Source organism: Amycolatopsis sp. NPDC051102 (assembly GCF_040682815.1).
In the GTDB taxonomy this organism is placed as follows: Bacteria; Actinomycetota; Actinomycetes; order Mycobacteriales; family Pseudonocardiaceae; genus Amycolatopsis.
Genome location: NZ_JBFBBT010000002.1, coordinates 203,092 through 225,456, shown reverse-complemented (window position 1 = coordinate 225,456; position 22,365 = coordinate 203,092). Strand labels below are relative to the sequence as shown.

The 22,365-nt window shown below is 75.0% G+C and carries 19 protein-coding genes and 1 pseudogene; 8 read left to right on the top strand and 12 right to left on the bottom strand.

What is annotated here, in order from left to right; translation table 11 throughout:
- Positions 1-117: 117 nt before the first annotated feature.
- The 3 genes from AB0M93_RS07005 to AB0M93_RS06995 are packed head-to-tail and all read right to left on the bottom strand — an operon-like array spanning position 118 to position 2,733.
- Positions 118-1,305, bottom strand: coding sequence for a cysteine desulfurase-like protein (locus tag AB0M93_RS07005; RefSeq protein WP_364269286.1), 1,188 nt, complete (start codon positions 1,303-1,305; stop codon positions 118-120).
- Positions 1,306-1,319: 14 nt separating this feature from the next.
- Entirely contained in the window at positions 1,320-2,453 is a 1,134-nt protein-coding gene (locus AB0M93_RS07000) for an acyltransferase (protein WP_364269284.1), read from the bottom strand.
- Positions 2,454-2,508: 55 nt separating this feature from the next.
- Complete coding sequence (locus AB0M93_RS06995; RefSeq protein ID WP_364269282.1) at positions 2,509-2,733, bottom strand: hypothetical protein; 225 nt, start codon at positions 2,731-2,733, stop codon at positions 2,509-2,511.
- Between the two features lie 96 nt (positions 2,734-2,829).
- Between AB0M93_RS06995 and AB0M93_RS06990 the strand changes: the two genes are divergently transcribed.
- Positions 2,830-4,080 carry a glycosyltransferase 87 family protein gene (locus AB0M93_RS06990; RefSeq protein ID WP_364269280.1) on the top strand — a complete coding sequence of 417 codons (1,251 nt, stop codon included), beginning with the start codon at positions 2,830-2,832 and terminating at the stop codon, positions 4,078-4,080.
- Here the strand turns inward: AB0M93_RS06990 and AB0M93_RS06985 are convergent.
- A complete protein-coding gene (locus tag AB0M93_RS06985; protein ID WP_364269278.1) occupies positions 4,031-4,465 on the bottom strand; it encodes a DUF4383 domain-containing protein in 435 nt (144 codons plus the stop codon). The two genes, AB0M93_RS06990 and AB0M93_RS06985, sit on opposite strands and share 50 nt — an antisense overlap.
- 89 nt (positions 4,466-4,554) lie before the next feature.
- Between AB0M93_RS06985 and AB0M93_RS06980 the strand changes: the two genes are divergently transcribed.
- Complete coding sequence (locus AB0M93_RS06980; protein WP_364269276.1) at positions 4,555-5,016, top strand: SRPBCC family protein; 462 nt, start codon at positions 4,555-4,557, stop codon at positions 5,014-5,016.
- Here the strand turns inward: AB0M93_RS06980 and AB0M93_RS06975 are convergent.
- The gene (locus tag AB0M93_RS06975) at positions 4,986-6,185 is read right to left on the bottom strand and encodes an FAD-dependent oxidoreductase (protein ID WP_364269275.1); all 1,200 of its coding nucleotides are present in this window, start codon (positions 6,183-6,185) and stop codon (positions 4,986-4,988) included. The genes AB0M93_RS06980 and AB0M93_RS06975 overlap by 31 nt on opposite strands.
- A complete protein-coding gene (locus AB0M93_RS06970; protein WP_364269273.1) occupies positions 6,182-6,634 on the bottom strand; it encodes a nitroreductase family deazaflavin-dependent oxidoreductase in 453 nt (150 codons plus the stop codon). The genes AB0M93_RS06975 and AB0M93_RS06970 overlap by 4 nt, the downstream gene beginning before the upstream one ends.
- Before the next feature lie 46 nt (positions 6,635-6,680).
- Between AB0M93_RS06970 and AB0M93_RS06965 the strand changes: the two genes are divergently transcribed.
- Together AB0M93_RS06965 and AB0M93_RS06960 are read left to right on the top strand one after the other, a co-directional pair.
- Positions 6,681-7,139 (top strand): MarR family winged helix-turn-helix transcriptional regulator, encoded by a 459-nt coding sequence (locus AB0M93_RS06965; RefSeq protein ID WP_364269271.1) that lies wholly within the window; start codon positions 6,681-6,683, stop codon positions 7,137-7,139.
- A 10-nt stretch (positions 7,140-7,149) separates the two neighbouring features.
- Positions 7,150-7,743, top strand: a pseudogene (locus tag AB0M93_RS06960) (cryptochrome/photolyase family protein); the annotation flags it as partial.
- Between the two features lie 757 nt (positions 7,744-8,500).
- On the opposite strand, the gene AB0M93_RS06955 reads toward AB0M93_RS06960, so the two are convergent.
- From AB0M93_RS06955 to AB0M93_RS06940, 4 genes are read right to left on the bottom strand one after another with little or no spacing between them, the layout of a single operon-like run.
- Positions 8,501-10,105 carry an MFS transporter gene (locus tag AB0M93_RS06955; protein ID WP_364269269.1) on the bottom strand — a complete coding sequence of 535 codons (1,605 nt, stop codon included), beginning with the start codon at positions 10,103-10,105 and terminating at the stop codon, positions 8,501-8,503.
- Positions 10,096-14,250 (bottom strand): beta-ketoacyl synthase N-terminal-like domain-containing protein, encoded by a 4,155-nt coding sequence (locus tag AB0M93_RS06950; RefSeq protein WP_364269267.1) that lies wholly within the window; start codon positions 14,248-14,250, stop codon positions 10,096-10,098. Before AB0M93_RS06950 ends, AB0M93_RS06955 begins: the two co-directional genes overlap by 10 nt.
- A complete protein-coding gene (locus AB0M93_RS06945; protein WP_364269265.1) occupies positions 14,247-15,956 on the bottom strand; it encodes a fatty acyl-AMP ligase in 1,710 nt (569 codons plus the stop codon). The genes AB0M93_RS06950 and AB0M93_RS06945 overlap by 4 nt, the downstream gene beginning before the upstream one ends.
- Positions 15,957-15,969: 13 nt before the next feature.
- Entirely contained in the window at positions 15,970-16,653 is a 684-nt protein-coding gene (locus tag AB0M93_RS06940) for a hypothetical protein (protein WP_364269263.1), read from the bottom strand.
- 382 nt (positions 16,654-17,035) lie between these two features.
- Between AB0M93_RS06940 and AB0M93_RS06935 the strand changes: the two genes are divergently transcribed.
- From AB0M93_RS06935 to AB0M93_RS06925, 3 genes are all read left to right on the top strand, one after another.
- Positions 17,036-18,040, top strand: coding sequence for an alpha/beta hydrolase family protein (locus tag AB0M93_RS06935; protein WP_364269261.1), 1,005 nt, complete (start codon positions 17,036-17,038; stop codon positions 18,038-18,040).
- On the top strand, positions 18,037-18,867 hold the full coding sequence (locus tag AB0M93_RS06930) for an SDR family NAD(P)-dependent oxidoreductase (protein ID WP_364269259.1): 831 nt from the start codon (positions 18,037-18,039) through the stop codon (positions 18,865-18,867). The genes AB0M93_RS06935 and AB0M93_RS06930 overlap by 4 nt, the downstream gene beginning before the upstream one ends.
- Before the next feature lie 146 nt (positions 18,868-19,013).
- Positions 19,014-20,225 carry a glycosyltransferase gene (locus AB0M93_RS06925; protein ID WP_364269257.1) on the top strand — a complete coding sequence of 404 codons (1,212 nt, stop codon included), beginning with the start codon at positions 19,014-19,016 and terminating at the stop codon, positions 20,223-20,225.
- Here AB0M93_RS06925 and AB0M93_RS06920 read toward each other — a convergent pair.
- Positions 20,222-21,211: a YdcF family protein gene (locus AB0M93_RS06920; RefSeq protein ID WP_364269255.1), complete on the bottom strand. Its 990-nt coding sequence runs from the start codon at positions 21,209-21,211 to the stop codon at positions 20,222-20,224. The genes AB0M93_RS06925 and AB0M93_RS06920 overlap by 4 nt on opposite strands.
- Positions 21,212-21,279: 68 nt before the next feature.
- Between AB0M93_RS06920 and AB0M93_RS06915 the strand changes: the two genes are divergently transcribed.
- Positions 21,280-21,633: a DNA polymerase ligase N-terminal domain-containing protein gene (locus AB0M93_RS06915; RefSeq protein WP_364269253.1), complete on the top strand. Its 354-nt coding sequence runs from the start codon at positions 21,280-21,282 to the stop codon at positions 21,631-21,633.
- A 13-nt stretch (positions 21,634-21,646) separates the two neighbouring features.
- On the opposite strand, the gene AB0M93_RS06910 is transcribed toward AB0M93_RS06915, so the two are convergent.
- Positions 21,647-22,354: a DUF998 domain-containing protein gene (locus AB0M93_RS06910; RefSeq protein ID WP_364269252.1), complete on the bottom strand. Its 708-nt coding sequence runs from the start codon at positions 22,352-22,354 to the stop codon at positions 21,647-21,649.
- Between the last annotated feature and the right edge of the window lie 11 nt (positions 22,355-22,365).

Here is a 22,365-nt window from a genome sequence, read left to right as displayed (position 1 = left end):
GGAGCCGCCCCTCGGGGCGGGGCAGTTTCACCCCCCGCCCGACGGGGTTCGCGCCGACCCGGAGCGGGTCGTGAGTGGTAAGGCGAGTTCTAACTCGCCTTACCACTCACGACGCATTCAGCGGCGGGGGAGCGACGCCACTGCGGCCAGCAGCCGGTCGACGTCGTCCTCCGTCGTGTACGGCGCGATTCCCGCCCGGACCGCGCCCGTGTCGCCCAGCCCCAGGTGCCGCGAACACTCGATCGCGTAGAAACTCCCGGCCGGCGCGTTGACCCCGGCCGCGCCGAGATGCTCGTACACGGCCTGCGACGGCACCCCGTCCACCGAGAACAACACCGTCGGCGTCCGGTGGCGCTCCGGCGACCCGTACCGCGTGACACCGGGCAACGACTCCAGACCGCCGTCCAGCCGCGCCAGCAAGGCGTTCTCGTGCTTCTCCAGCTCCGCCATCGATGCCACCAGCCGCGCCCGCCGCGAACCCGGACCCGGCACCAGCCCGGCGAGGAAGCCGATCGCCGCCGTCGTCCCGGCCAGCAGCTCGTACGGCAGCGTGCCCAGCTCGAACCGCTCCGGGACCGCGTCCGTCGACGGCAGCAGCTTGTCCGGGTGCAAAGTCTCGAGCAACGCCGGCGCCGCCGCCAGCACCCCCAGGTGCGGCCCGAGGAACTTGTACGGCGAGCACGCGTAGAAGTCCGCCCCGAGGTCTCCGGCGGACACCGACGCGTGCGGGGTCAGGTGCACGCCGTCGACGTACAGCAGCGCGCCCGCGGCGTGGACCTCCGCCGCGATCGCCGGGATGTCCGGGCGGGTGCCCAGCAGGTTGGACGCCGCCGTCACCGCGACCAGCTTCGTCCGCTCCGACAGCAGCGGCCCGATCGGCGCGAGCTCGCCCGTCGCGGGATCGAAATCGGCCCAGCGCACCTTCGCGCCGGTCTGGACCCACGGGCGGATGTTCGCGTCGTGGTCGAGGCGGGTGACCACGACTTCGTCGTCCGGGCCCCAGTTCCGGGCCAGCGTGCGGGAGAAGTCGTACGTCAGCTGCGTCATGCTGCGGCCGAACACCACACCGGCCGGGTCGGCGTCGAGCAGGTCGGCGACCGCCTGCCGGGCTTCGGCGACCACCGCGCTCGCCCGGCGTTCGGCCGCGGTGACGACGCCGCGGTTGGCGATCGCCGCGCACAGCGTGCCGGCCACCGCCGCCCCGACCACGTCGGGGACCTGGGAGCCGCCGGGGCCGTCGAAGTGGGCGGCGCCGCCGTCGAGGGCGGGGAAGTGCTCGCGGATCTTCCACACGTCGTAGGTCACCGCGCCAGCATGCCTCAGGATCTGCGCACCGGGGCGGCCGCGGTGACGGGCAGCTGCGGCGGCGCGGCCACCGGCCGCCGGACCGGCGCGGGCGGCCGCAGGTGCCGTCGCAGCCGCTGCGTCGGCTTTTCGACGTAGTTCCAGGACAGCTGGCCGACGACGTAGGCGGCCGGTACGGCCAGCAGGATCAGCAGCCACACCTGCCGCACGCCGGCGAGGATCAGCAGCTGCTGGATCGGAAAGCCCCAGATGTAGGTGCCGTAGCTGCCGTAGACATACGGGCCGGCGGCCTCCAGCTTCCGCGGCCAGTGCGTCGCGAGCGTGATCGCACCGTAGGCCGCGCTGAGCGCCAGCGCGTACCGGCTCGCCGGCGTCTGGCTCAGCCCGAGGTACGCGGCGAACAGCACGAGCGCCACCCACGGCTTGAGCGGGATCCGGTCGCGGTAGGCGTGCAGCACCACCCCGATCACGAACGGCACCAGGAACGACACCGTCGACCCGATCGGCACGACCAGCAGCGACCCGCCGGCGCCGTGGTACTCGAACGTCGCCCGCAGCACGCTGTCGGTGTAGACCATGCCGCCGAGGACGACCAGCAGGAACCAGCGCGGCACGCCGATCAGCACGATCACCCCGGCCACCAGGACCAGCCCGTAGCCGAGCAGCTCCATCGGCAGCGTCCAGAGCGCGCCGTTCACCGAGAACGGGTACGGGTTGGCCGCGAACACCCCGGGCAGCTCGTGCTGCATGTAGAACAGCACGGTCGTGCCGACCAGGTAGCGCCAGGTCTGGATGTGCGTCCAGTAAGCGTGCGCCGGCCACGTCGTCACCAGCGGGCCGATCACGAACACCGTCACCAGCAGCACCACGACCAGCGGCGGCATGATCCGCAGCAGCCGCCGCGCGGCGAACCGCCACCACGACGGGTCGCGCGCCCAGCTGTCCTGGATCTGGTAGCCGCTCATCGCGAAGAAGCCCATCAGTGCGATGTACCCAGGCGACATGTGCCAGGACGCGGGGAAGACCGTCAGCCGCTGCGGGTGCAGCAGCGGCATGCTGTGGTCGACGATCACCGTGATCGCGCCGATCATCCTCAGCCACGCGAAGCCGGTGTTGGGGTTGGCGTGAATTTTTGACGAGGTCGGCACGGAACGGGATGCTAGCCCATCCGGTTGTGCCGCTTGCCCCGAACGGCCGGACGAGTCAGCGTCCGCGGTTGCGCGGGTGCTCGCGCGCCCGGCGTTCGTTGCCGTGCTTGTAGTTGCCGGTCACGCGCGCCATGAGCAGCTGCTGGTCGTCGCCGCGCGCCACCGCGGCCAGGAAGCGCGCGGCGGCGGCCCCGCGCAGCGTCCCGGCCGGCCGGCCGTGGTGGGTGATCGCCACCGTGCCGCGCTCGTCGCGGTAGGCGAAGCCCTCCGGAGTCCCCATGCGCCCAGGGTGGCACGGGCGGCAAGGGGTTTTCCGGGGTCGCCTCCGGGGGTTTCCCGGATGGTGCCCCGGCCGGGACCCGACAGAATGCGGGGGATGACCGGAGGGGGCACAGGGGTGCGGGCCAAACTGGGGAACAGGTACGTGCTGCTCGGGGCGCAGCTGATCGTGCTGGTGGCGGTGCTCGTGTCGTACAACGGCGGCCGGTGGCGGTTGCCGGCCTACCGCGTCGACCTGGACGTCTACCGGCTCGGCTCGGCGGCCCTGCTGCACGGCCAGGCGCTCTACGGGACGCTGCCGCCCACCGGCGACGGCCAGTCGCTGCTGTTCACCTACCCGCCGTTCGCGGCGATCGTGCTGGCCCCGCTGGCGGTGCTGCCGTACTGGGCCGCCTGTCTCGCGCTCACCTTGCTGACGCTCGGGCTGCTGGCGCTGGTGCTGGTGACCGTGTTGCGCGCGCTCGGCGCGCGGTGCGACTGGCGGCGAGTCGGCGTGCTGCTGCTGGCCGCCGAGGTCCTGGAGCCGGTGCTGCGCACGCTGTACGCCGGCCAGATCGACCTGCTGCTGCTCGCCCTCGTCGTCCTGGACGTCCTGGTCGACACCCCGCGGTGGCCGCGTGGCCTGCTGATCGGCCTCGCCGCCGCGGTGAAGCTGACCCCGGCGGTGTTCCTGCTGTACTTCCTGCTGCGCCGGGACACCCGGGCCGCGGTGACCGCCGTCGTGACGTTCGTGGCCGCGACGGCGCTGGGCTTCGTGCTCGCCGGTGCGGATTCGGTGCGGTACTGGACGGGCGCGCTCTGGGAGACCGGCCGCGTCGGCGAGCCGACCTACGCCGGCGACCAGTCGCTGCTGGGCCTGCTCGCCCGGGCCGGGGTGCCGCCGGAGGCGCGGACCGCGTGGTGGCTGCCGCTGGTGGCCGTGGTGCTGGTGGTGACCGCGTGGGGCGTGCGCCGCGCGCTGGCCGCGGGGGAGACCACCGTGGCGCTCGGCCTCAACGCCGTCGGCGGGCTGCTGGTCTCGCCGATCTCGTGGACCCACCACTGGGTCTGGGCCGTGGTCGTCCTGCTCGGCTGGGCGGAGCTGGCCCGCCGGACGCGGCGGCGCGGGGTCGCGGTCTTGGCCGGGGCCGGCGCGGTCTTGTTCGTGGCGGGGCCGCAGTGGTGGTGGCCGCGCGGGGGCGAGGTGGAACGGCAGTGGGGCTTCGGCCAGCAGCTCACCGGCAACGGCTATGTCCTGTTCGGACTCGCGGTGCTGGTCGCGGCGCTGCTCGTGCGGTTCGAGCCGCGGGACGACGTCGTCAGCGGCGTCGTGCCGGTCCGCGCCGGAGCCACCCTGCCCCGAGGATGAGCATCGCCGTGCCGAGCGCCAGGTCGAAGCAGATCCCGGCGGTGTTCAGCGGCAGCGTGTCGGTGACCGCGCGCGGCAGCGGGAGCAGCCCGGCGAGCCCGGCCACGGCGTAGCAGGCGCCGGCGACGACCAGGAACCGCGCGGCCCAGCGCGACGACCGGGTGCAGAACACCGCGGCGGCGCCGGTCAGCAGGTGCACCAGCGTCCACACCCCGGACACGGCGAGCACACCGAACAGCACGCTCGGGCCGCCGGCGGTCGGGACCCCCGTCATCAGCTCCAGCGCGGCGAGCACGAGGAACAACAGGCCGATCAGCATGCCCATGCCCTGGACGGGGGCCGGGCCCCGCCGTGGCGCCCGGGTCTCGGGTTCGGTGGCCGTCATGCTTCCGGGGTTCCCCGCGCGAACCCTTTTAATGCACCGCATCAGGGGTATCCGTCCGCGATCGCCGACCGCTGAGCAGGAGTGAGAAGATGACCGAGTACCGCCACACCGTGACCGCCGACATCCCCGCCGACGAGCTGTTCGCGTTCCTGAGCCATCCCGAGAACCTGCCGCGCTACTTCCCGGAGATGAAAGTCGCCGAGCCGCAGGGCGGGGACACCGTCCACGTCGAGGCCGAGGTGCACGGCAACCGCGTCGCGAGCGAGGCGTGGCTGCACACCGACCCGGGCACCCGCTCGCTGAAGTGGGGCGCCGAAGGTCCCGACGACTACCACGGCGAACTGCGCATCCGCGAAGACGGCCCGGCGACCTCGGAAATCACCGTCACGCTGCACAGCGTCCGCGAGGCGGACGGCGACGAGGTCCAGCAGGGCCTCGAGCGCACGATCGCCGCGATGACCCACGCCGCGTCCGCCGACGCCGACGTCGAAGCGGCCGAAAGCCAGGGCGGCTGGACCTCCTACGACGACAAGAGGGACTCGTCCAGCTGAGGCGGGAACGGCCCGTAGGCGTTGCCGCGCGCCCCGCGGGTGCGCACCCCGGGCACCGCGAACAGGTACTTGAGCAGCTTCGGGGGCGCGGCGCCGCGGCCGCGCGCCCGGGCGGCGGCGGCCCGCCGCTCGACCCGCACCTGCTCGGCCTGGACCCGCTCGATCGCCCGGATCCGGTCGGCCTGGACACCCGCGAGGTCCGCCGGCGTGACTCCGCCCCGGCGGACGGCGGGGATCAGCCGGTTCGCCGCGGCGACGGCGTCCTGGACCGCCATCAGGATGCCGTTGCCGCCGACCGGCGAGATGACGTGCGCGGCGTCGCCGAGCAGCAGCAGGCCCGGGCGGTGCCAGCGGTCCACGCGCGAGATGTCCACCGACAGCAGCGTCGTCTGCGAGAAGTCCGTGAGCAGGTGCGCCCGGTCGGCCAGCCACGGCACGCGCTCGCGCACGAACGCGCGGATCGGCTCCACCCCGCGCTCGCGCAACGCCGGGTATGAGCCCTTCTCGAGGCTGTAGCCCACCTGCCAGTCGCGGACGCCGCCGAGCACGCCGACGTAGGCGTCGCGCCCGAAGTAGAGGTCGAGGTCCGCGTCGGGCGGGTCGCCGGCCGAGCGGGGCAGCCGGAACCAGAGCAGGTCGGTGGTGGCGCCGAGCGGGCGGGCTTCGAGCCCGGCCAGCCGGCGGACGGTGGAGAACCGGCCGTCGGCGCCGACGACGACGGATGCGGACAGTTCGCCGCCGCGGTGGCGGACGCCGGTGACCGTGCCCTCGGCGTCTTCGAGCAGCCCGGTGACCTTGGCGTCGGTGCGCAGGGTGAACGACGGCAGCGCGCTCGCCCGCTCGGCGAGGAAGTCCAGGAACCGCACCTGGGGCATCAGGGCGATGTAGGCGAACGGCGTGCGGAGGCGGTCGTAGTCCGCGGCGCGGTAGACGCCGTCGGGGGTGTGGAACCGGAACGAGCGCGCCTTGAAGTGGTCGAGTTCGAGGAGGGCGTCCGCCAAGCCGAGCCGGTCGAGCAGTTCGAGGGTGTAGGGGTGCAGCGAGTCGCCGCGGAAGTCGCGGTCGAAGCCGGACCGGGACTCCAGCACGGTGACCTCGATCCCGGCGCGGGCGAGCAGGTAGCCGAGCAGCAGGCCGCCGGGGCCGCCGCCGGCGATCGCGACGCTCACGGTGCGTCCATTGTGGACAGGCGGAACACCGCCATGCCCGGCAGGTGCGCGAGGATCTGGCCGAGGGTGGCGTTCTGGGGGACCGGGAACGCCCGGATCGCCCACGGCACCGACATCGCGGCCAGGTAGGCGGCGACCACCGCGGCCGCTTCCTCGCCCTCGGCCGGCTCGGCCCGGCGGTCCTCCCGCCGGCCGCCGGACAGCAGCGCGCACTCCGGCGTGACCAGCAGGTTCTCCACCCAGTCGCGGTCGCGGACCGGGGAGACGAGGTACTGCCCGCCGTCGTGCGCGACGACGGCCAGCGGCACCCGCCGCGGTTCGCCGGTGCGGCGGCCGTGGGTCTCGACGACGCGCAGCGCGTACCCGCCTTCGGGTGGGGCCTCGGCCGGGGCGTCGATCAGTTTCGCGGTCATTTCGGCGTTCATCGCTCGGACGTCCACGAGCTCCACGGTAGCAAATCTAGCTAGATTGTCTAGCTAACTTAGAATGACTTCCGTGGAAGACCGTCCCGTCGCGCTCCGGGTGAACCTCGCCCTGCGGGAGCTGCTCGCGCTCGCCCACGACGTCCAGGTCGCGCTGGCCCGGCGCCTCGGCCTCGGGGCGACCGACGTGCAGGCCCTGCAGCACCTGGCGACCGGCGTGCCGATGGGTACCGTCGACCTCGCGCACGCGCTCAAGATCCGGTCCGCGTCGGCCACCGTCCTGGTCGACCGCCTGGAGGCCGCCGGCCACGTCCGCCGCGACCCGCACCCCCGCGACGGCCGGCGGGTGACCCTCGTCGTGAGCGAAGCGGCGCGCGTCGAGGTCCGGGCCGCCTTGGCCCCGCTCGTCGACGCCATCACCCGGTTGACGGACGGCTTGCCCCCGGAGCAGGCGGAGGTGGTGGCGCGGTTCCTCGGCGACACCACGGAAATCCTCCGGACCTACGCTGCGGAGCCGCCGGAAGCGGGTTAGCGTTCCGCGCATGCGAGACGAGCCCGCGCTGTGGCTGTTCGCCGACCAGCTCGGACCGCACTTCCACAGCACGCCCGCACACCGCGATCGCGACGTGCTGCTGATCCGGTCGGCCGCGGCCTTCGCCGCGAAACCGTTCCACCGGCAGAAGCTGCACCTGGTCCAGGCCGCGCTGTACCGGCTCGCCGCCGACCTCGGCGACCGCGTCACCCTCGTCGACGCGCCTGACTACCGCACCGGCCTGCGCCGCTTCGGGCGCCCGGTCGTGGTGCACGAGCCGACGTCGCACGCGGCCGACGCCTTCGTCCGGCGGCTGCGCGACGAAGGCGTGGTCACGGAAATCCTGCCGACGCCCGGCTTCATGCGGTCCAAAGAGGACTTCGCGACCTGGGCCGGCGGCCGCGCGCGGTTCGTCATGGAGGACTTCTACCGCGACCAGCGCCGGAAGTTCGGCGTGCTGCTGGAGGCCGACGGCGTACCCGAAGGCGGGCACTGGAACTACGACCACGACAACCGGCGGCCGCCGCCGAAAGCGGTCCGGCTCGACGTCCCCGCGCCGTGGCGCCCGCGGGAGAACGCGATCGACGAGCGGGTCCGCGCCGAACTCGACGCGGCCGAGCGCGCCGGGGAGATTCACCCGGTCGGCGTGGACGGCCCGCGGCAGTTCGCCGTCGGGCACGACGAAGCGAACCGGGCGCTGCGCCGGTTCCTCGACCACCGCCTCCCCGCGTTCGGCCCGCACCAGGACGCGATGCTGACCCACGACTGGGCGATGGCGCACGCGCTGCTTTCGGTGCCCCTGAACCTCGGGCTGCTCGATCCCCGCGAGGTCGTCCGGCAGGCCGAAGCGCGGTACCGGACCGGGGACGCGCCGCTGAGCAGCGTCGAAGGGTTCGTCCGGCAGGTGCTGGGCTGGCGGGAGTGGGTGTGGCACTGGTACTGGCACGCCGGACCGGACTACCTGCGCCGCAACGCCCTGCAGGCCCACCGGAAGCTGCCGGAGTGGTGGCGGACGCTGGACGCCGACGCCGTCGAGGCGGCGTGCCTGCGCACCGCGCTGGCCGGCGTCCGCGACCGCGGCTACGCCCACCACATCGAACGCCTCATGGTGCTCGGCAACCACGGGCTGCAGCGCGGCTACGACCCGGCCGCGCTGACCCGCTGGTTCGCCACGGCGTTCGTCGACGGATTCCCCTGGGTGATGCCGGCCAACGTGATCGGGATGAGCCAGTACGCCGACGGGGGAATGGTGGCGACCAAGCCGTACGCGGCCGGTGGCGCCTACATCGACCGGATGAGCGACCACTGCCCGGGCTGCGTGTTCGACCCGAAGAAACGGACCGGGCCCGGCGCCTGCCCGTTCACCGCGGGCTACTGGGCGTTCCTGGACCGCAACGCCGGACGGCTGCGGGGAAACCCCCGGATGCGTCAGCCCCTGCGTGGCCTGGAACGGCTCGCGGACCGCGCCGAGGTCGCCGCCCGGGAAGCGGACCGCGACCACTTCTGATCGTATAACGCCCTATACGGCGGCGGATGATCGAGACCAACGCCGCGAGGGCGAACAGCCCAGCAGCGACGGCCGCCGCGGCCTGCACGCTGACCGTACAGGCCGTCCGGGCCGCCGCGAGGAGCTCGTCAGCCTGCGCCAGTCCGTGCGACGCCGCTTCCGCCTGGGCCGGCCCGGCCGTCGCCAGCCGTTCGGCCGCTTCCGGCACGCCGGGCGGCACCACCAGGTGGGCCGCGTAGACGGCGGCGGCCAGCGAGCCGAACGCCGTCGTGCCCAGGCCCGCGCCCAGCTCGTAGCCGGTTTTCTCGACCGCGGCCGCGCCACCCGCCCGGTCAGCGGGCGCGGCCGACAGCAGCGTGTCGGTGCTCGACGTCAGCGCGAGCGCCATGCCGAACCCTGACCCCACCAGCGCGCAACCGAGCCACCACGGCGAGGTCAACGCGCCCGCCGCGGGAAGGGCGAGGGCGGCCGCGGCGAGGGAGTACCCCGCCGTGCGGACCCCGGCGTTGCCGAACCTGCTCAGCAGCGCCGGGGCGACGACGCTGCCCAGGGCCGACGCCCCGAGCACGAGCAGCAGCCGCGCCGCCGCGGCCGTCGGGGAGAGCCCGAGCACGACCTGCAGGTACTGCGCGAGCAGCAGCCCGAGGCCGACGAGCGTGCTCATCACCAGCAGCACGCCGCCGGCCGCGCCCGGCACGCCCGGCCGCCGGAACAGGGCCAGGTCCAGCAGGGGCGTGGCCGCCCGCCGCTGGCGGCGCACGAACAACGCGAGGAGTCCGGCGCCCGCCACCCCCGCCGCCGGGCCGCCCCCCGACGGCCCGGCGGCGAAGGCGATCCCGAGCACGCCGCCCGCGGCGAGCCCGGCGCTGAGCGCGTCCCACGGCCCGCGCCCGGGCGGGGTCCGCGGCAGCCACCGCAGGGCCGCCGCCACCGCGGCGACGATGACCGGCGGGTTGACCAGGAACGTCGCCCGCCAGCCCCACGTCTCGACGAGCAGGCCGCCGAGCACCGGCCCGAACACCGAACCGGTCCCGGCGATGCCGCTGCACACCGCGATCGCCGTCCGGCGCCGCTGCCGGTCGGGGAACAGCTCCCGCAGCAGCGACATCGTCACCGGCATGATCAGGGCGCCCCCGCAGCCGAGGGCTGCCCGGGCGGCGAGCAGGGCCGCCACGTTCGGGGCGAGCGCGCAGGCGAGCGACGCCAGCCCGAACAGCGCGTAACCCGTGACCAGCACCCGGCGCCGCCCGAAGCGGTCGCCGAGCGTGCCCGAGGGCAGGAGCAGCGGCGCCGCGGTCAGCGGGTAGATCGCCACGATCCACACCTGGGCGGCCGCGCCGGGCCGCAGCTGCCGGACGAGGTCCGGCAGCGCCACGTGCAGCACGGTGGCGTCCACCGCGACCAGGAACAGGCCGGCGCCGAGCACCGCCAGCAGCGGCCACGCCCGGGTCACGGCCACAGCAGGCCGGCCAGGTGCCGCGCGACGACGTCGACGTGCGGCGGGTCGACCACCGAGAGGTGGTGCGCGGGCACCGGCACGATCTCCAGCCGCGGGCACAGGTCCGCCCAGCCGGCCGCGAGGTCGGTGCGGGAGTAGCGCGGTTCCATGGCCAGCCCGGCGGCGTACGGCTCGGTCGCCCGGTAGAGCACCACCCGGCCGTCGTAGCGGCGCGGGGTCCCGCGTTCCGCCGCCAGGGTGTCCGAAAAGGACTGGTGCTGGTGGCGGAGCACGCCCGGGCTCAGCAGCCCGGCTTCGGCGACCCGGCGCATGGTGAGCTCGATCTGTTCCTCTTCGGGCAGCGACGCGAGTTCCTCGTGGCCGAGCCGGACGGCCCGGCCGTAGGTGCCTTCGACGTAGCCGGTGAAGCGCAGGAACCGCCGGGCCGACGACGCGCGCGGGTCGAGGTCCGGTTCCGGCAGCGGCAGCATCGTGTCGATGAGCGCGACAAGCTCGACCGCTTCGCCCTCGTCGGCCAGCCGCGCGGCGACGCCGTAGGCGAGAGCGCCGCCGAACGACCAGCCGGCGAGCCGGTAGGGCCCGTGCGGCCGGCGCGCCCGGACCAGCGGCAGCAGCCGGTCGACGCGCTCCTCGATGGTGGCGCCGGGCACGCGTTCGAAGCCGACGCAGGGGACGCCGGCGGGCAGCCGGTCCAGCAGCGGCCGGTAGACGGTGCAGGTACTGCCGCCGGGGTGGAACAGCAGCAGTGGCGCGGTCCCGGCGTCGCCCGCCTTCAGGACGTGCACCGGCCCGCGTTCTTCGCGGGTGTCGAGGACGGCCCGCGCCACGTCGGCGATGGCGGCGAGGGTGTCGTGCGCCAGCAGCTCGGCCGGGTCGACGGGGGTGTCGAGCTCGGCCGTCAGCCCGTCGGCGAGCAGCCGGGCCAGGTGTTCCGGGCAGTCGGTGGCGGTCAGCCGGGCGTGCGGGCCGGCGGCGTCGGCGCCGGTGTGCTCCCGCCACAGCCGCAGGACGAGCCGGTCGGCGGCGTCCCAGGCCCGCCCGCGGGGCGCGAGGTCGCGGTTGAGGTCGGCGAGGGTGGCGCCGCGCAGGACGGCGGCGGTGTCGGGCTCGGTGCCCAGCTCCCGGCGGACGGCTTCGCGGATCCGGTTCGCCATCAGGGAGTCCAGCCCGAGGTCGACGAGCGGGGTGCCGGGGTCGAGGCGGCCGGGGGACAGCCCCATGATCGCGGCGACGATCTCGGTGAGCCGGTCCGGCCCGGGGCCGGGGGCCGGCGCCGTGACGGGCTGCGCGTCCTCGGCGATCGGCGCCGGTCCGGTGTACCAGTGCCGTTCGTGGCGCCACGGCATCGGCGGGACGTCGGCGAGCCGCGCGCCGTCGTCCGGGGTGCTGAGGGTGATCCGCGTGCCGGCGCAGTAGAGCGTCGCCGCGGCCGCGCCGAACGCGCGGACCTCGTCCTGGCCGCGGCGCACGGTGCCGGTCACGACGGCGTCGCCGATGCCGGCGGCTTCGAGCGTCCGGGCGAGCGAGCCCCGCAGGATCGGGTGCGGCGAGATCTCGGCGAACACGCGGTGCCCGTCGGCGGCCGCGGCGGTGACGGCCTGCCGGAACCGCACCGGACGGCGCAGGTGGGCGGCCCAGTACCCGGCGTCGAAGTCCGGCAGCTCGCGCGGATCGGTCAGGACGGTGTCGTACCAGGGCACCAGCGGCCGTCGCCCGCCGAGCTCGGCGAGCGCGTCCCGCAGGGCGCCGAGGACGGGCTCGACCCCGGCCGAATGCCCGGCCACGCCGACCGGCAGCCGGCGCGCGCCCCGCCCGGCGGCGGTGAGCTCGGCGACGAGCTCGTCCAGGACGGCCGCGTCCCCGGCGACGGTCAGCTGCCCCGGTGCGGAGTCGACGGCGAGTTCGACACCGGGGTGGCGGGCGAGGTCGCCGGGTGTCAGCTCGACGGCGGCCATCGCCCCGCCGTCGCCGATCGTGCCGAGCAGCCGGGCCCGGGTGGCGACGAGGTGGACGGCTTCGTCGGCGGTCAGCACCCCGGCCACGACGGCGGCGGCCGCGGACCCGAGCGAGTGCCCGAGGACGGCGGCGGGCCGGACGCCGAGCGCCTCCCACCGCGCGGCGAGCGCGACCTGCATCCCGAAGATCGCGAGCTGCGTTTCGGCGAGCGAGCCGGGCGTGCCGCCGGTGAGCAGCGCCCGCAGCGACCGCCCGGTGTGTTCGGTGAAGGGATCCCCGAGCTTGTCGATCTGCGCGGCGAACGCGGGTTCGGCCGCGAGCAGGCGCCGGCCCATCCCCGGCCACTGCGAACCGTGCCCGGAGAAGACGAACACGGGTCCTTCGCCGTCAACGGCGGTCCCGGTGACGGCTCCGGCGGGCAGCGGATCGGTACCGGCGGCGACGGCCCGGAGCAGACCGGCGAGTTCGCTGTGGTCCGCGGCGACGAGGGCCGCGCGGTGCGGGTCGGCGTTGTCGCGGCGGAAGAGGGTGTGGGTGACGTCGGCGAGCGGGCTGCGCCGTCCGGCGGGGGTGTCGAGCCAGTCGGCCAGCTGCCCGGCCCGTTCGGCGAGCCGGTCGCGGGTGCGCGCGGAGAGCACGGTGATCCGGACGCCGGCGGCGGGCCGCCCGGTGTCCTCTTGCGACGCCGGTTCCTCGAGGACCACGTGGGCGTTGGTCCCGCCGAACCCGAAGGCCGACACCCCGGCGATCGCGCGGCCGGTGTGCCGCGGCCACGACGTTGCCTCCGTGACCACCTTCAGCCGCAGGTCGTCGAAGGAGATGTGCGGGTTCGGCGCCGCGAAGTGCAGCTGCGGGGGCAGTGTGCCGTGCTTCATCGCCAGCACCACCTTGATCAGCCCGGCGATCCCCGCCGCGGCCTCCGCGTGCGCGATGTTCGTCTTCACCGAGCCGATCAGCAGCGGTGTGCCCGCTGCGCGGCCCGCGCCCAGCACCGCGCCGAGCGCGCGGGCCTCGATCGGGTCGCCGAGCAGCGTGCCGGTGCCGTGCGCCTCCACGTAGTCCACAGTGGACGGATCGAACCCGCGGTACGCCTCCCGCAGCATCGCCTGCTGCGCCACCGGGTTCGGCGCTGCCAGGCCGTTCGACCGGCCGTCGGAGTTGACCGCCGACGCGCGGATCACCGCGAGCACCCGGTCCCCGTCGTATTCGGCGTCCGTCAGCCGCTTCAGGACCACCACGCCGCAGCCTTCGGCGCGCGCGATGCCGTCGGCGGCCGCCGAGAACGTCTTGCAGCGGCCGTCGTCCGCGAGCAGCCCGGCCGCGGCGAAGGCTGCTGTCGGGCCCGGCAGCAGCATCAGGTTGACCCCGGCCGCGAGCGCCACGTCCGCGTCGCCGTCGCGCAGCGCGCGCACCGCGTGGTGCACCGCCACCAGCGAAGACGAGCACGCCGTGTCGACCGCCATGCTCGGTCCGCGCAGGTCGTAGACGTACGACAGCCGGTTCGCCGCGATGCTGCCCGCCGCGCCGGTCGCGGTCCACAGGTCCGGCTCGCCGCCGGTCATCGTCAGGTGGCCGTAGTCGTGGGTGGCGATCCCGGTGAACACCCCGGTCCGGCTGCCGCGCAGCGACGCCGGCGCGATCCCGGCGTCCTCCAGTGCTGCCCAGGTGACCTCCAGGAGCATCCGCTGCTGCGGGTCCATCGTCGCCGCCTCGCGCGGCGTGATGCCGAAGTGCCCGGCGTCGAAGCCGGCCACGTCGTCGAGGAACCCGCCGAGCACCGGCGCCGCGCCGGCGTCCCAGCGGCCGGGCGGTGCGGTCCGGACGGCGTCCCGCCCGCGGCTCAGCAGCTCCCAGAACTCCGCCGGCCCGTCCGCGCCGGGGAAGCGGCAGCCGATGCCGACCACGGCGACGGGATCGGTCCGGCGGCGGTCGGTGGTCCGCGGGACGTCCGGCTCCTCGGCGCCGGTCAGGCTGCGGACGAGGTGGTCGATGGTGGGGCTTTCCCACAGCAGCGTCGCGGGCAGCCGCCGGCCGAGCCGCTCTTCGAGGTCGGCGGCGATGCCGACGGCCTGGCGGGAGGACAGGCCGTAGTCGCCGAGCGGGCGGTGCGGCTCGGCGCGGACGCCGGTGTGCTCGGCGACGGTGTCCAGCAGCCAGCGGCGCAGGGTGTCGGTCGTCGGGTCGCTCATCGCGCCAGGGCCTTTCCGTAGTCGCCGGCGAGGTAGCGGTCGCGGCAGGCGCCGCGCGCGATCTTGCCGCTGGAGGTGCGCGGGACCCGCCCGGCCGGGACGAGCAGGACGTCCCGCAGCGCGAGCCCGTGCGCGTCGGAGACCAGCCGGCGGATCGCGGCGGCGAGCGCGCGTTCGGCCGGTTCGGTCAGGTCCGCGTGGCCGCGGTGTTCGGCGACCACGACGACGGCCTCGGTGTCGGCGCCTTCGACGGCGAAGGCGGCGACGCTGCCGGGGCGGATGGCGGCGTCGGCCGACGCGGCGGTCGCCTCCACGTCCTGCGGGTAGTGGTTGCGCCCGTCGACGATGATCAGGTCCTTGATCCGGCCGGCGATGTACAGCTCGCCGCCGTGCCGGACACCCAGGTCGCCGGTCCGCAGCCACGGCCCTCCCGGCCGGCCGCCGGCCAGCCGCGCGCCGAAGGTTTCCGTGCTCTCCAAAGGTTTCTGCCAGTAGCCGTCGCCGACGTTGGGACCGTGGACCCAGATTTCGCCGACCGAGCCGTCCGGGAGCGCGACGGCGGTCTCCGGGTCGGCGAGGGCGACGAGCTGACCGGCCGGGGCACCGCAGGCGACCAGCCGGACGCCGCTCGTCGCCGGTTGCGCGGTGCCCGTGGCGAGGGCGTCGCGGTCGAACGTCGTGACGCGCGGGACCGCGGCGGGGCCGGTGGTCACGAAGACGGTCGCCTCGGCCAGGCCGTACGCCGGACGCGTCATCTCCGGCCGGTAGCCAGCGGCGGCGAAGGCGGTGTGGAACCGGTCGAGGACGTCCGGGTTGATCGGCTCGGCGCCGTTGACGATCGCGGCGACGCGGCCGAGCCGCAGCCGGGCGCGGTCGGGTTCGCGGATCCGGCTGGCGCAGTAGTGGAAGGCGAAGTTCGGGGCGGCGCTCCAGCTGCCGGCGTGGTCGCCGAGCAGTTCCAGCCACCGCACCGGCCGCTCGATGAAGGCCAGCGGGTCCATCAGCACCGACCGCAGGCCCAGCGCGAGCGGCGTGATCAGGCCGAGGACGAGGCCCATGTCGTGGAACAGCGGCAGCCAGGACACCGTGGTGGCCGCCGCCGGGTCGAGGCCGAGGCCCTGCACCGCCTGGGTGACGTTGGCGAGCACGTTCGCGTGGGTCAGCACCACCCCGGCCGGGCTGCGGGTCGAGCCGGAGGTGTACTGCAGGTAGGCGACGTCGTCCGGAGTGGCTTGCCGTGCGGGCCACGACCGGGCCGGACCGGGCCGGTCCACCGCGACGACCGGGACGTCGCCGCCGAGGAACTGCTCGACCGCCGGCTGGGCGGCGGTGTTCGTGACGGCGGCGGCGGGCGCGCAGTCGGCGAGGACCGCGGCGAGCCGTCCCGCGTGGCCGGGCAGGCCCGGGTCGAACAACGGCACCGCGATCGCACCCGCGGCGATCGCGGCCAGGAAGCCGACGATGTAATCGGGACCCTGCGGGGAAAGCACGGCGACGCGGTCGCCGGGCGACACCGGCAACGCCGCCGCGGCGGCGTCCACGCGCTCGGCCAGCTGCTGCCAGCTGAGGGTGCGCCGGCGGCCGGCGCGGTCGGTGGCGAAGTCGGCGAAGGTGACGGCGGGGGCGTCGGGGGTGGCCGCCGCCCAGTGGCGCAGGCACGCGGTCAGGGTGTCGCCGCCGAGGGCCGGGAAAGTCGGGTGGGACATGGGGTTCTCCTTGCTAGCGGCCGAGCCGCGGGGCCGCGTGCTGCCACGCGGTGACGGCCAGGGTGTCGAGGTCGAGGCCGGTCGTCCCGGCGTCGCGGAGCAGGACCAGCACGTCGCCGGCGGCGACGGCGACGGTGCGCAGGCGCAGGCCCGGCACCTCGGCCGGCTGCCCGGGCAGGGTCAGGACCTGCTGGTAGGACAGGGTTTGCGCGCCGGGAACCGCGGGCGCGGCCGTGACGGTCGTCGTCGAGACCGCCGGCAAGCCCTGATCGTCGAGGGTGACCTGGCCGCAGCGGCGTGCCTGCGCGGTCCAGGCGGTCAGATCGGGCGGGTGCGGGGTGCGGGCGACCAGCTCGGACAGCTGGCCACCGGGCACCGCGGTCTGGAAGCCCTGCCCGGTCGCGGCGCCGGGGTTCAGCAGCCGCCCGTGGACGACGTCGTCGCACCCGGTGCCGTCCGAGCGGTCCGCAGTGGACAGTGCGGTGGCGACGTCGAACACGTCCCGGGCCGCGGGGTGTCCGGGGATCGCTTCGGCGGGCAGCAGGGCGGCCGGGGGTACCGCGGGCGGCCCCGGAACAGGTGCCGGCGCCGGCGCCGCGCCGGTGGCCGGTTCGGCGGCCGAAATGGCCGCCACGGCGGCCGCGGCGACCAGGAGGACGGCGGCGCGAGCCGGGGAGAAACGAATTCGGGCAGGCATGGGAACCCTTCCGGGAGCATTCTCGGGGGAGGAGCGGTCCCGGCGCTGGAACCCTTCGCCGGGACACGCGAGCCCGGCGGCACGGGTCAGGTTACGGCAGGTAATCGGTTACCGGAAGCGCCTCAAGACCGCGTAAACATCTTCGTGTACGGGCGGTGACCTGCTGAATCGCAGGTTACTGGCGAGTTCGGACCGGCGAAGTGGCACGGGCGTCCGAGATCGGCCACGCTCCGCGACCGGCGACTCACCCTGACGGGGGAGTTTGTTTTCCTTCCATTCACATTGTCCGCCCGCATCGTGGACAGGACAATTGCGCGTTCAAACGGTGTTCGGCTAGCTTGACCGCACTTCTTCGGAATTTCGTGAACGGGAAAGGAAACGCATGCGCCTGTTTGCGAGGTGGGGCACGGTGCTGGCGGCCGTGGCGTGCGCGCTGCCCGGCGTGCCCGCCGTGGCCGCGGCGGCCGTGCCGAACGCGCGGGCCGACGACGGGTCGCACGTCGTCGCCCAGACCACTGTGGACGGTGACGGCCGGGTGCTCGACCTGACCGTGCGCTCGGCCGGCGTCGGGGCGTACGCGATGGTCCGGCTGATCCTGCCGCGGGACTGGGCGGCCGAGCCGGACCGGAACTGGCCGGCGGTCTACCTGCTCGCCGGCGAGACCCGGCTGCAGGACTACCGGGGCTGGAGCGCGAACACCGACGTCCGGCGGCTCGCCGACGACGCCGGCGTCCTGGTCGTCATGCCCGGTTCGGGGCCCGCGGGCTTCTTCAGCGACTGGTGGAACTACGGCAAGGACATCGCGCTCAACCAGTGGGAGACGTTCACCGCCGTCGAGCTGCCGCAGCTGATCGACCGCGGCTACCGCGGCGACGGGCGGCGCGCGGCGGCCGGCCTGTCCCTCGGCGGGTACGGCGCGATCGAGCTGGCCGCGCGGCGGCCGGGCGTGTTCCGCTACGCCGCGTCCTTCAGCGGCAACCTCAACCCGACCGGCCCCGCCGGCGAGCTGCTGACCGGCGCGATCGTCACGTCGGCCCACCTCGACCCCGAGGCGCTGTGGGGCGACCGGCGCCGCGAGGCCGCGCGCTGGGCGGCGCACGACCCGCTGGTGAACGCCGGCCGCCTGCGCGGCACCGAGCTGTACCTCTCGGCGGGCAACGGCCTGCCGGGCCCGCTCGACGCGAAACTCCCGATCGACGTGCTGCCGGGCGCGATGCTCCTGGAATTCCTGTGCGGCGCCCAGACCACGGCGATGGCCGCGCGGCTGCGCGCGCTCGGCGTCCCGGCGACGGTGGATCTCTACGGTCCGGGCACCCACCAGTGGGCGTACTGGCAGGAGCAGCTGCACCGGACGTGGCCCCGGATGCTGCAGGTGCTGGCGTCGTGAAGCCGTCCTACGTGGTCACCGGCGCATCGGGCGGCATCGGCCGCGCGTGCGTGGCGGAGCTGGTCCGGCGGGGCGCGCACGTGTGGGCGAGCGTGCGCACGGACGCCGACGAAGCGGAACTGCGGCGCGCGTACGGCGACGCGGTCACGGTGGTGCGGATGGACCTGCGCGACGCGGACTCGATCGCGGAGTGCGGGGAGCGCGTCGCGGCGGCGGGACCGTTGCGGGGCCTGGTGAACAACGCGGGCCTGGCCCGGCCGGGGCCGCTGGAACACGTGCCGCTGACGGCGTTCCGGGAGCAGCTGGAGGTGAACGTGACCGGTCAGCTGGCGGTGACGCGCGCGATGCTCCCGGCGTTGCGGCGCGCGGAGTCGGCCCGGGTGGTGACGCTGGGGTCGATCGGCGGCCGGATCGCGGGACCGATGGTCGGCCCGTACCACACGGCGAAGTTCGCGCTGGTCGGCCTGACCGACAGCCTGCGCGCGGAGCTGGCCCCGGAGGGCATCCACGTGGTCCTGGTCGAGCCGGGAGCGGTGACGACGGCGATCTGGCCGCGCGCGAGAGCGGCGGCGGAGGAAGTCAGATCGGGCTTGTCCCCGGCGGCCCTGGAGCGGTACGGAGCCCAGCTGGCGGCGGCGGAGCGGAGCGCGGCGCGCTCGGAACGCACGGGAGTGCCCCCGCGCCGCGCGGCGGAGGTCGTGGTGCGGGCATTGGTGGCCCGCCGCCCGGCACCGCGGTACCTGGTGGGCGCGGATGCCCGGCTGGCGGCGGTGCTGGCGAACCTGCCGTTCCGGCTGCGGTACCGGCTGACGGCGGCGAAGCGGTGAGCGCGGTCGGCCGTGGGCGCGATTTGGCGGGGGTCGTGGAGCGGTGCGGGAGGCGTGGTGGCCTGCCGTCCCGGCGTGCGGCCGCCCCGCCGATCGCGGACGGCGGCGGCTCCGGTCCACCGGGGCCGGTTCGTCGAGGCGAAGCCATGAGCCGCCAGGTGGTCATCGTCGCGCCTGGCTCGCGTGGCGACGTCCAACCCTGCGTTGCCCTCGGCCGGGGCCTCGCCGCCACCGGGGATCGGGTGCGGGTGCTCGCCGCGCCCTCCTTCCGGGCGCTCGTCGAAGCGCACCACCTCACCTTCGCGCCCCTATCCGCCGACCCCGGTGCCATCCTCGGCTCGGCGGCCGGGCAAGCGTGGACCGCCGGGCGCCGGCTGTCCTTCGTCTCCCGGCTCCGGGACGTCCTGCGGCCCGTGCTCGACCGGCTCCTCGCCGACGTCCACGCCGGGGCCGCCGGGGCGGACCTCGTGCTCGCCCCCTCGCTCGGGTTCCTCGGCGCGCACCTGGGCGCCCACCTCGGCGTCCCCGACGCCGAACTGCACTACCAGCCGAGCGTGCCGACGCGCGCGTTCGCCCACCCGCTCCTGCCGCGGGCCGCGCGGCTCGGACCCTGGGGGCGGCAGCTCAGCTTCGGCGCCGTCGACGCCCTCGCCTGGCAGGTCCTGCGCCCGGAGGTCGACCGCTGGCGCGTCGAGACGCTCGGCCTGCCCAAAGCCGGGCCGCGCGGGCCGCAGCGGCGTTCGGCCGTGCTGTGCGGTTTCTCCGACGCCGTCGTGCCGCGGCCGCCCGACTGGCCGGAGCGCGTGCACGTCACCGGCTACTGGTTCCTCGACACCCCCGCGCCGCCGGACCCGCGGCTGCGCGACTTCCTCGCCGCCGGGCCGCCACCCGTCTACGTCGGCTTCGGCAGCATGCAGCCCGCGGACGCCGAGAGGACCTTCGAAGTCGTCCGGACGGCGCTGCGCCGGGCCGGGCTGCGCGGGGTGGTCAGCTCCGGCGTCGACGCCGACGACCTGCTGGTCGCCGGGGACGTCCCGCACGACTGGCTGTTCCCGCGCACCGCCGCCGTCGTCCACCACGGCGGCGCCGGCACCACCGCGGCCGGGCTGCGGGCCGGTGTGCCGGCCCTCGTCTGCCCGGTCTTCTCCGACCAGCCCTACTGGGGTGACCGGGTGTCGCGGCTCAGCGCCGGCCCGAAACCGCTGCCGCTGAAGGAGCTCGACGCCGACGTGCTGACCGCGCGGCTGCGGGAACTGACGGAAAACCCGCTGTTCCGGCGCGGCGCCCAGTACGTCGGCGCGCGACTGCGGGCCGAGGACGGCGTGGCCCGCGCGTGTTCGGTGCTGCGCCCGGGCTAGGCGAAGATCGCCAGGGCCAGGCCGCCGAGGACGATCACCGCGCACGCCGCGATCGTCGTCCGGCGGTAGTGCAGGATCAGCGCCGCGAACTCGCGCAGCAGCGCGCTCGGCAGGAAGTACCGGGCCGTCGGGGCGCCCGTAGCCTGGAACGGCAGGCCCAGCCGGCGGCACTCCACCGCCGTCCGGAACACGTGGTAGTTGCTGGTCACCGCCACCACCCGGCGCGCCTCGGCGGGCAGCAGCGCGGCCGAGAACCGGAGGTTCTCCTCGGTCGTGCGGGCTTGGTCTTCACGCCGGATCCGGTCGTCCGGGACGCCGCGGTCCCGCAGGTAGGCGTGCATCGCCTCGGCCTCGGTGACGGCTTCGCCCGGACCCCGCCCGCCGGAGACGACGAGCAGCGGCGGCGTCGCCTCGCGGTCGTGGAGCCGGATCGCGCGCTCGAGCCGCCCGGCGAGCAGCGGCGGCACGCGCTCGCCGGCCAGGCCGCAGCCGAGCACGATGATCGCGTCGAACCCGCCGCGGCGGCCGAGCCTGCCGTACACCACCGAGTAGATCAGCAGCGACAGGAACAGGAACCCGAAGTAGCAGGCCAGCACGGCGGCGATGGCCACCAGCGCCGAACCCCACCGGCCCAGCGGGACGAAGAACAGCGCCTCCAGCCCCACGAGCCCGACGCCCAGGGCGAGCGACAGCAGATTTCCGGCGCTGCGTCCTTCCCGCCGCCACATCTGCACGCCGTTGGCGATCAGCGCGACCGGCAGCCCCAGGGCGACGAGCACCACCACGACACCCAGCAGCCCCACCAGCACCGGCGTCAGGAACTCCAGGTGCAACGCCGTGCGCAGCAGCCACAGCGCGGTCAGCAGCAGCGCCACCCCGAGCCAGACGGCGTTGCCGAGCCGTCGCGGTTCGCGCCCCAGCCGCACGGCGAACACGACGAGGGCCACCCCGGCAGCGGCCGGCAACACCCCACCGGCGACGTTCACCGCGGCCTCCCTGGTTTCCCCGTGCGAGGTCCAACCTAGCGGGGCGGGCGTCTGGCAGGGTGAGGGACGTGACCGATCGGCGACCGGCGTTCGTGCTGCACGAGCACTGGCGCCCCCGGCACCACTTCGACCTGCGGCTGGAGGAGGCGGGCGTGCTGAGGTCGTGGGCGGTCCCGCGCGGCCTCCCGCCGGACACCACCACGAACCGGCTCGCGGTCGCGGTGCCGGACCACGCGCTCGACCACCTCGCCTACGAGGACGAGACGAAGAAGATCGCCGACACGGGCTGGTGGGAAGAGCACGACCGGACGGCCAAGCGGATCCTGTTCACCCTGCACGGCCGGACGGGGGCGGTGCGGTACGCGCTGATCCGCACGAACCGTGACTGGCTGCTGCACCGGACGCAGGACCAGCCCGGATAGGGGCGGCCGCCGGTCAGGCCGGCGAGACCGCCGCCCGGAACCGGACCCCGGCCGGCATCGCCCGGTGGGCCCACTGGCCGAGCACCGCGAGCAGGGCGATCTCCAGCACCATCATCAGCCGCTCCACCAGGCCCGTCGCCACGGTCGGCAGGTGACCGCCCAGGATCACGTTCACCGCGAACGGGACGATGAACGGCAGGTAGAACGGGATCGCCGCCAGGGCCAGCCGGCGGGACCAGGCCGCGAAGCGGCGCCAGCGCGGGTCGTCCCGGTGGCGGCGGCCCAGTGCCCAGCCGACGATCGGGAGGCTCAGGCACGTCACCGCCGAGGCGTACAGGTGGATCTTGCCCGTGGCCGTGATCGCGCCGCCCTGCGGGTCCTTCGCGAACACCGCCACCGCCAGGAGGCTCACGCACCACAGCGCCTTCGCCGCCACCAGCGCCGGGTTCGCCAGCAGGCCACGGCGGTAGAGCGCCACCAGCAGCAACGCCGAGCCCGTGCTCGTGAGCAGCAGCGCGCCGTCCCACAGGCCGCGGCCGGGGCTCAGCGCGTAGTCGCTGAGCATCGTGCTCACCGGGTCGAGGGGCGCGAGCCGGCGGTCGACGTGCAGCACGGTCAACAGGACGACGGCGCCGGCGAAAGCGGCGAGTGCCCCGGGCACGAGGAGGCGGGCGCGCAGGCGGGGGCGGACGGGTGCGGGACACAGCATGTAGAGAGACACTCCGGGGCGGT

What these genes read in the sequence shown, in the direction of transcription:
- AB0M93_RS06995 (WP_364269282.1), bottom strand. Translation starts at nt 2,733, where the DNA reads ATGGGGACTCCGGAGGGCTTCGCCTACCGCGACGAGCGCGGCACGGTG.
- AB0M93_RS06940 (WP_364269263.1), bottom strand. Translation starts at nt 16,653, where the DNA reads ATGCCTGCCCGAATTCGTTTCTCCCCGGCTCGCGCCGCCGTCCTCCTG.
- AB0M93_RS06935 (WP_364269261.1), top strand. Translation starts at nt 17,036, where the DNA reads ATGCGCCTGTTTGCGAGGTGGGGCACGGTGCTGGCGGCCGTGGCGTGC.
- AB0M93_RS06980 (WP_364269276.1), top strand. Translation starts at nt 4,555, where the DNA reads ATGACCGAGTACCGCCACACCGTGACCGCCGACATCCCCGCCGACGAG.
- AB0M93_RS06945 (WP_364269265.1), bottom strand. Translation starts at nt 15,956, where the DNA reads ATGTCCCACCCGACTTTCCCGGCCCTCGGCGGCGACACCCTGACCGCG.
- AB0M93_RS06985 (WP_364269278.1), bottom strand. Translation starts at nt 4,465, where the DNA reads ATGACGGCCACCGAACCCGAGACCCGGGCGCCACGGCGGGGCCCGGCC.
- AB0M93_RS06990 (WP_364269280.1), top strand. Translation starts at nt 2,830, where the DNA reads ATGACCGGAGGGGGCACAGGGGTGCGGGCCAAACTGGGGAACAGGTAC.
- AB0M93_RS06950 (WP_364269267.1), bottom strand. Translation starts at nt 14,250, where the DNA reads ATGAGCGACCCGACGACCGACACCCTGCGCCGCTGGCTGCTGGACACC.
- AB0M93_RS06925 (WP_364269257.1), top strand. Translation starts at nt 19,014, where the DNA reads ATGAGCCGCCAGGTGGTCATCGTCGCGCCTGGCTCGCGTGGCGACGTC.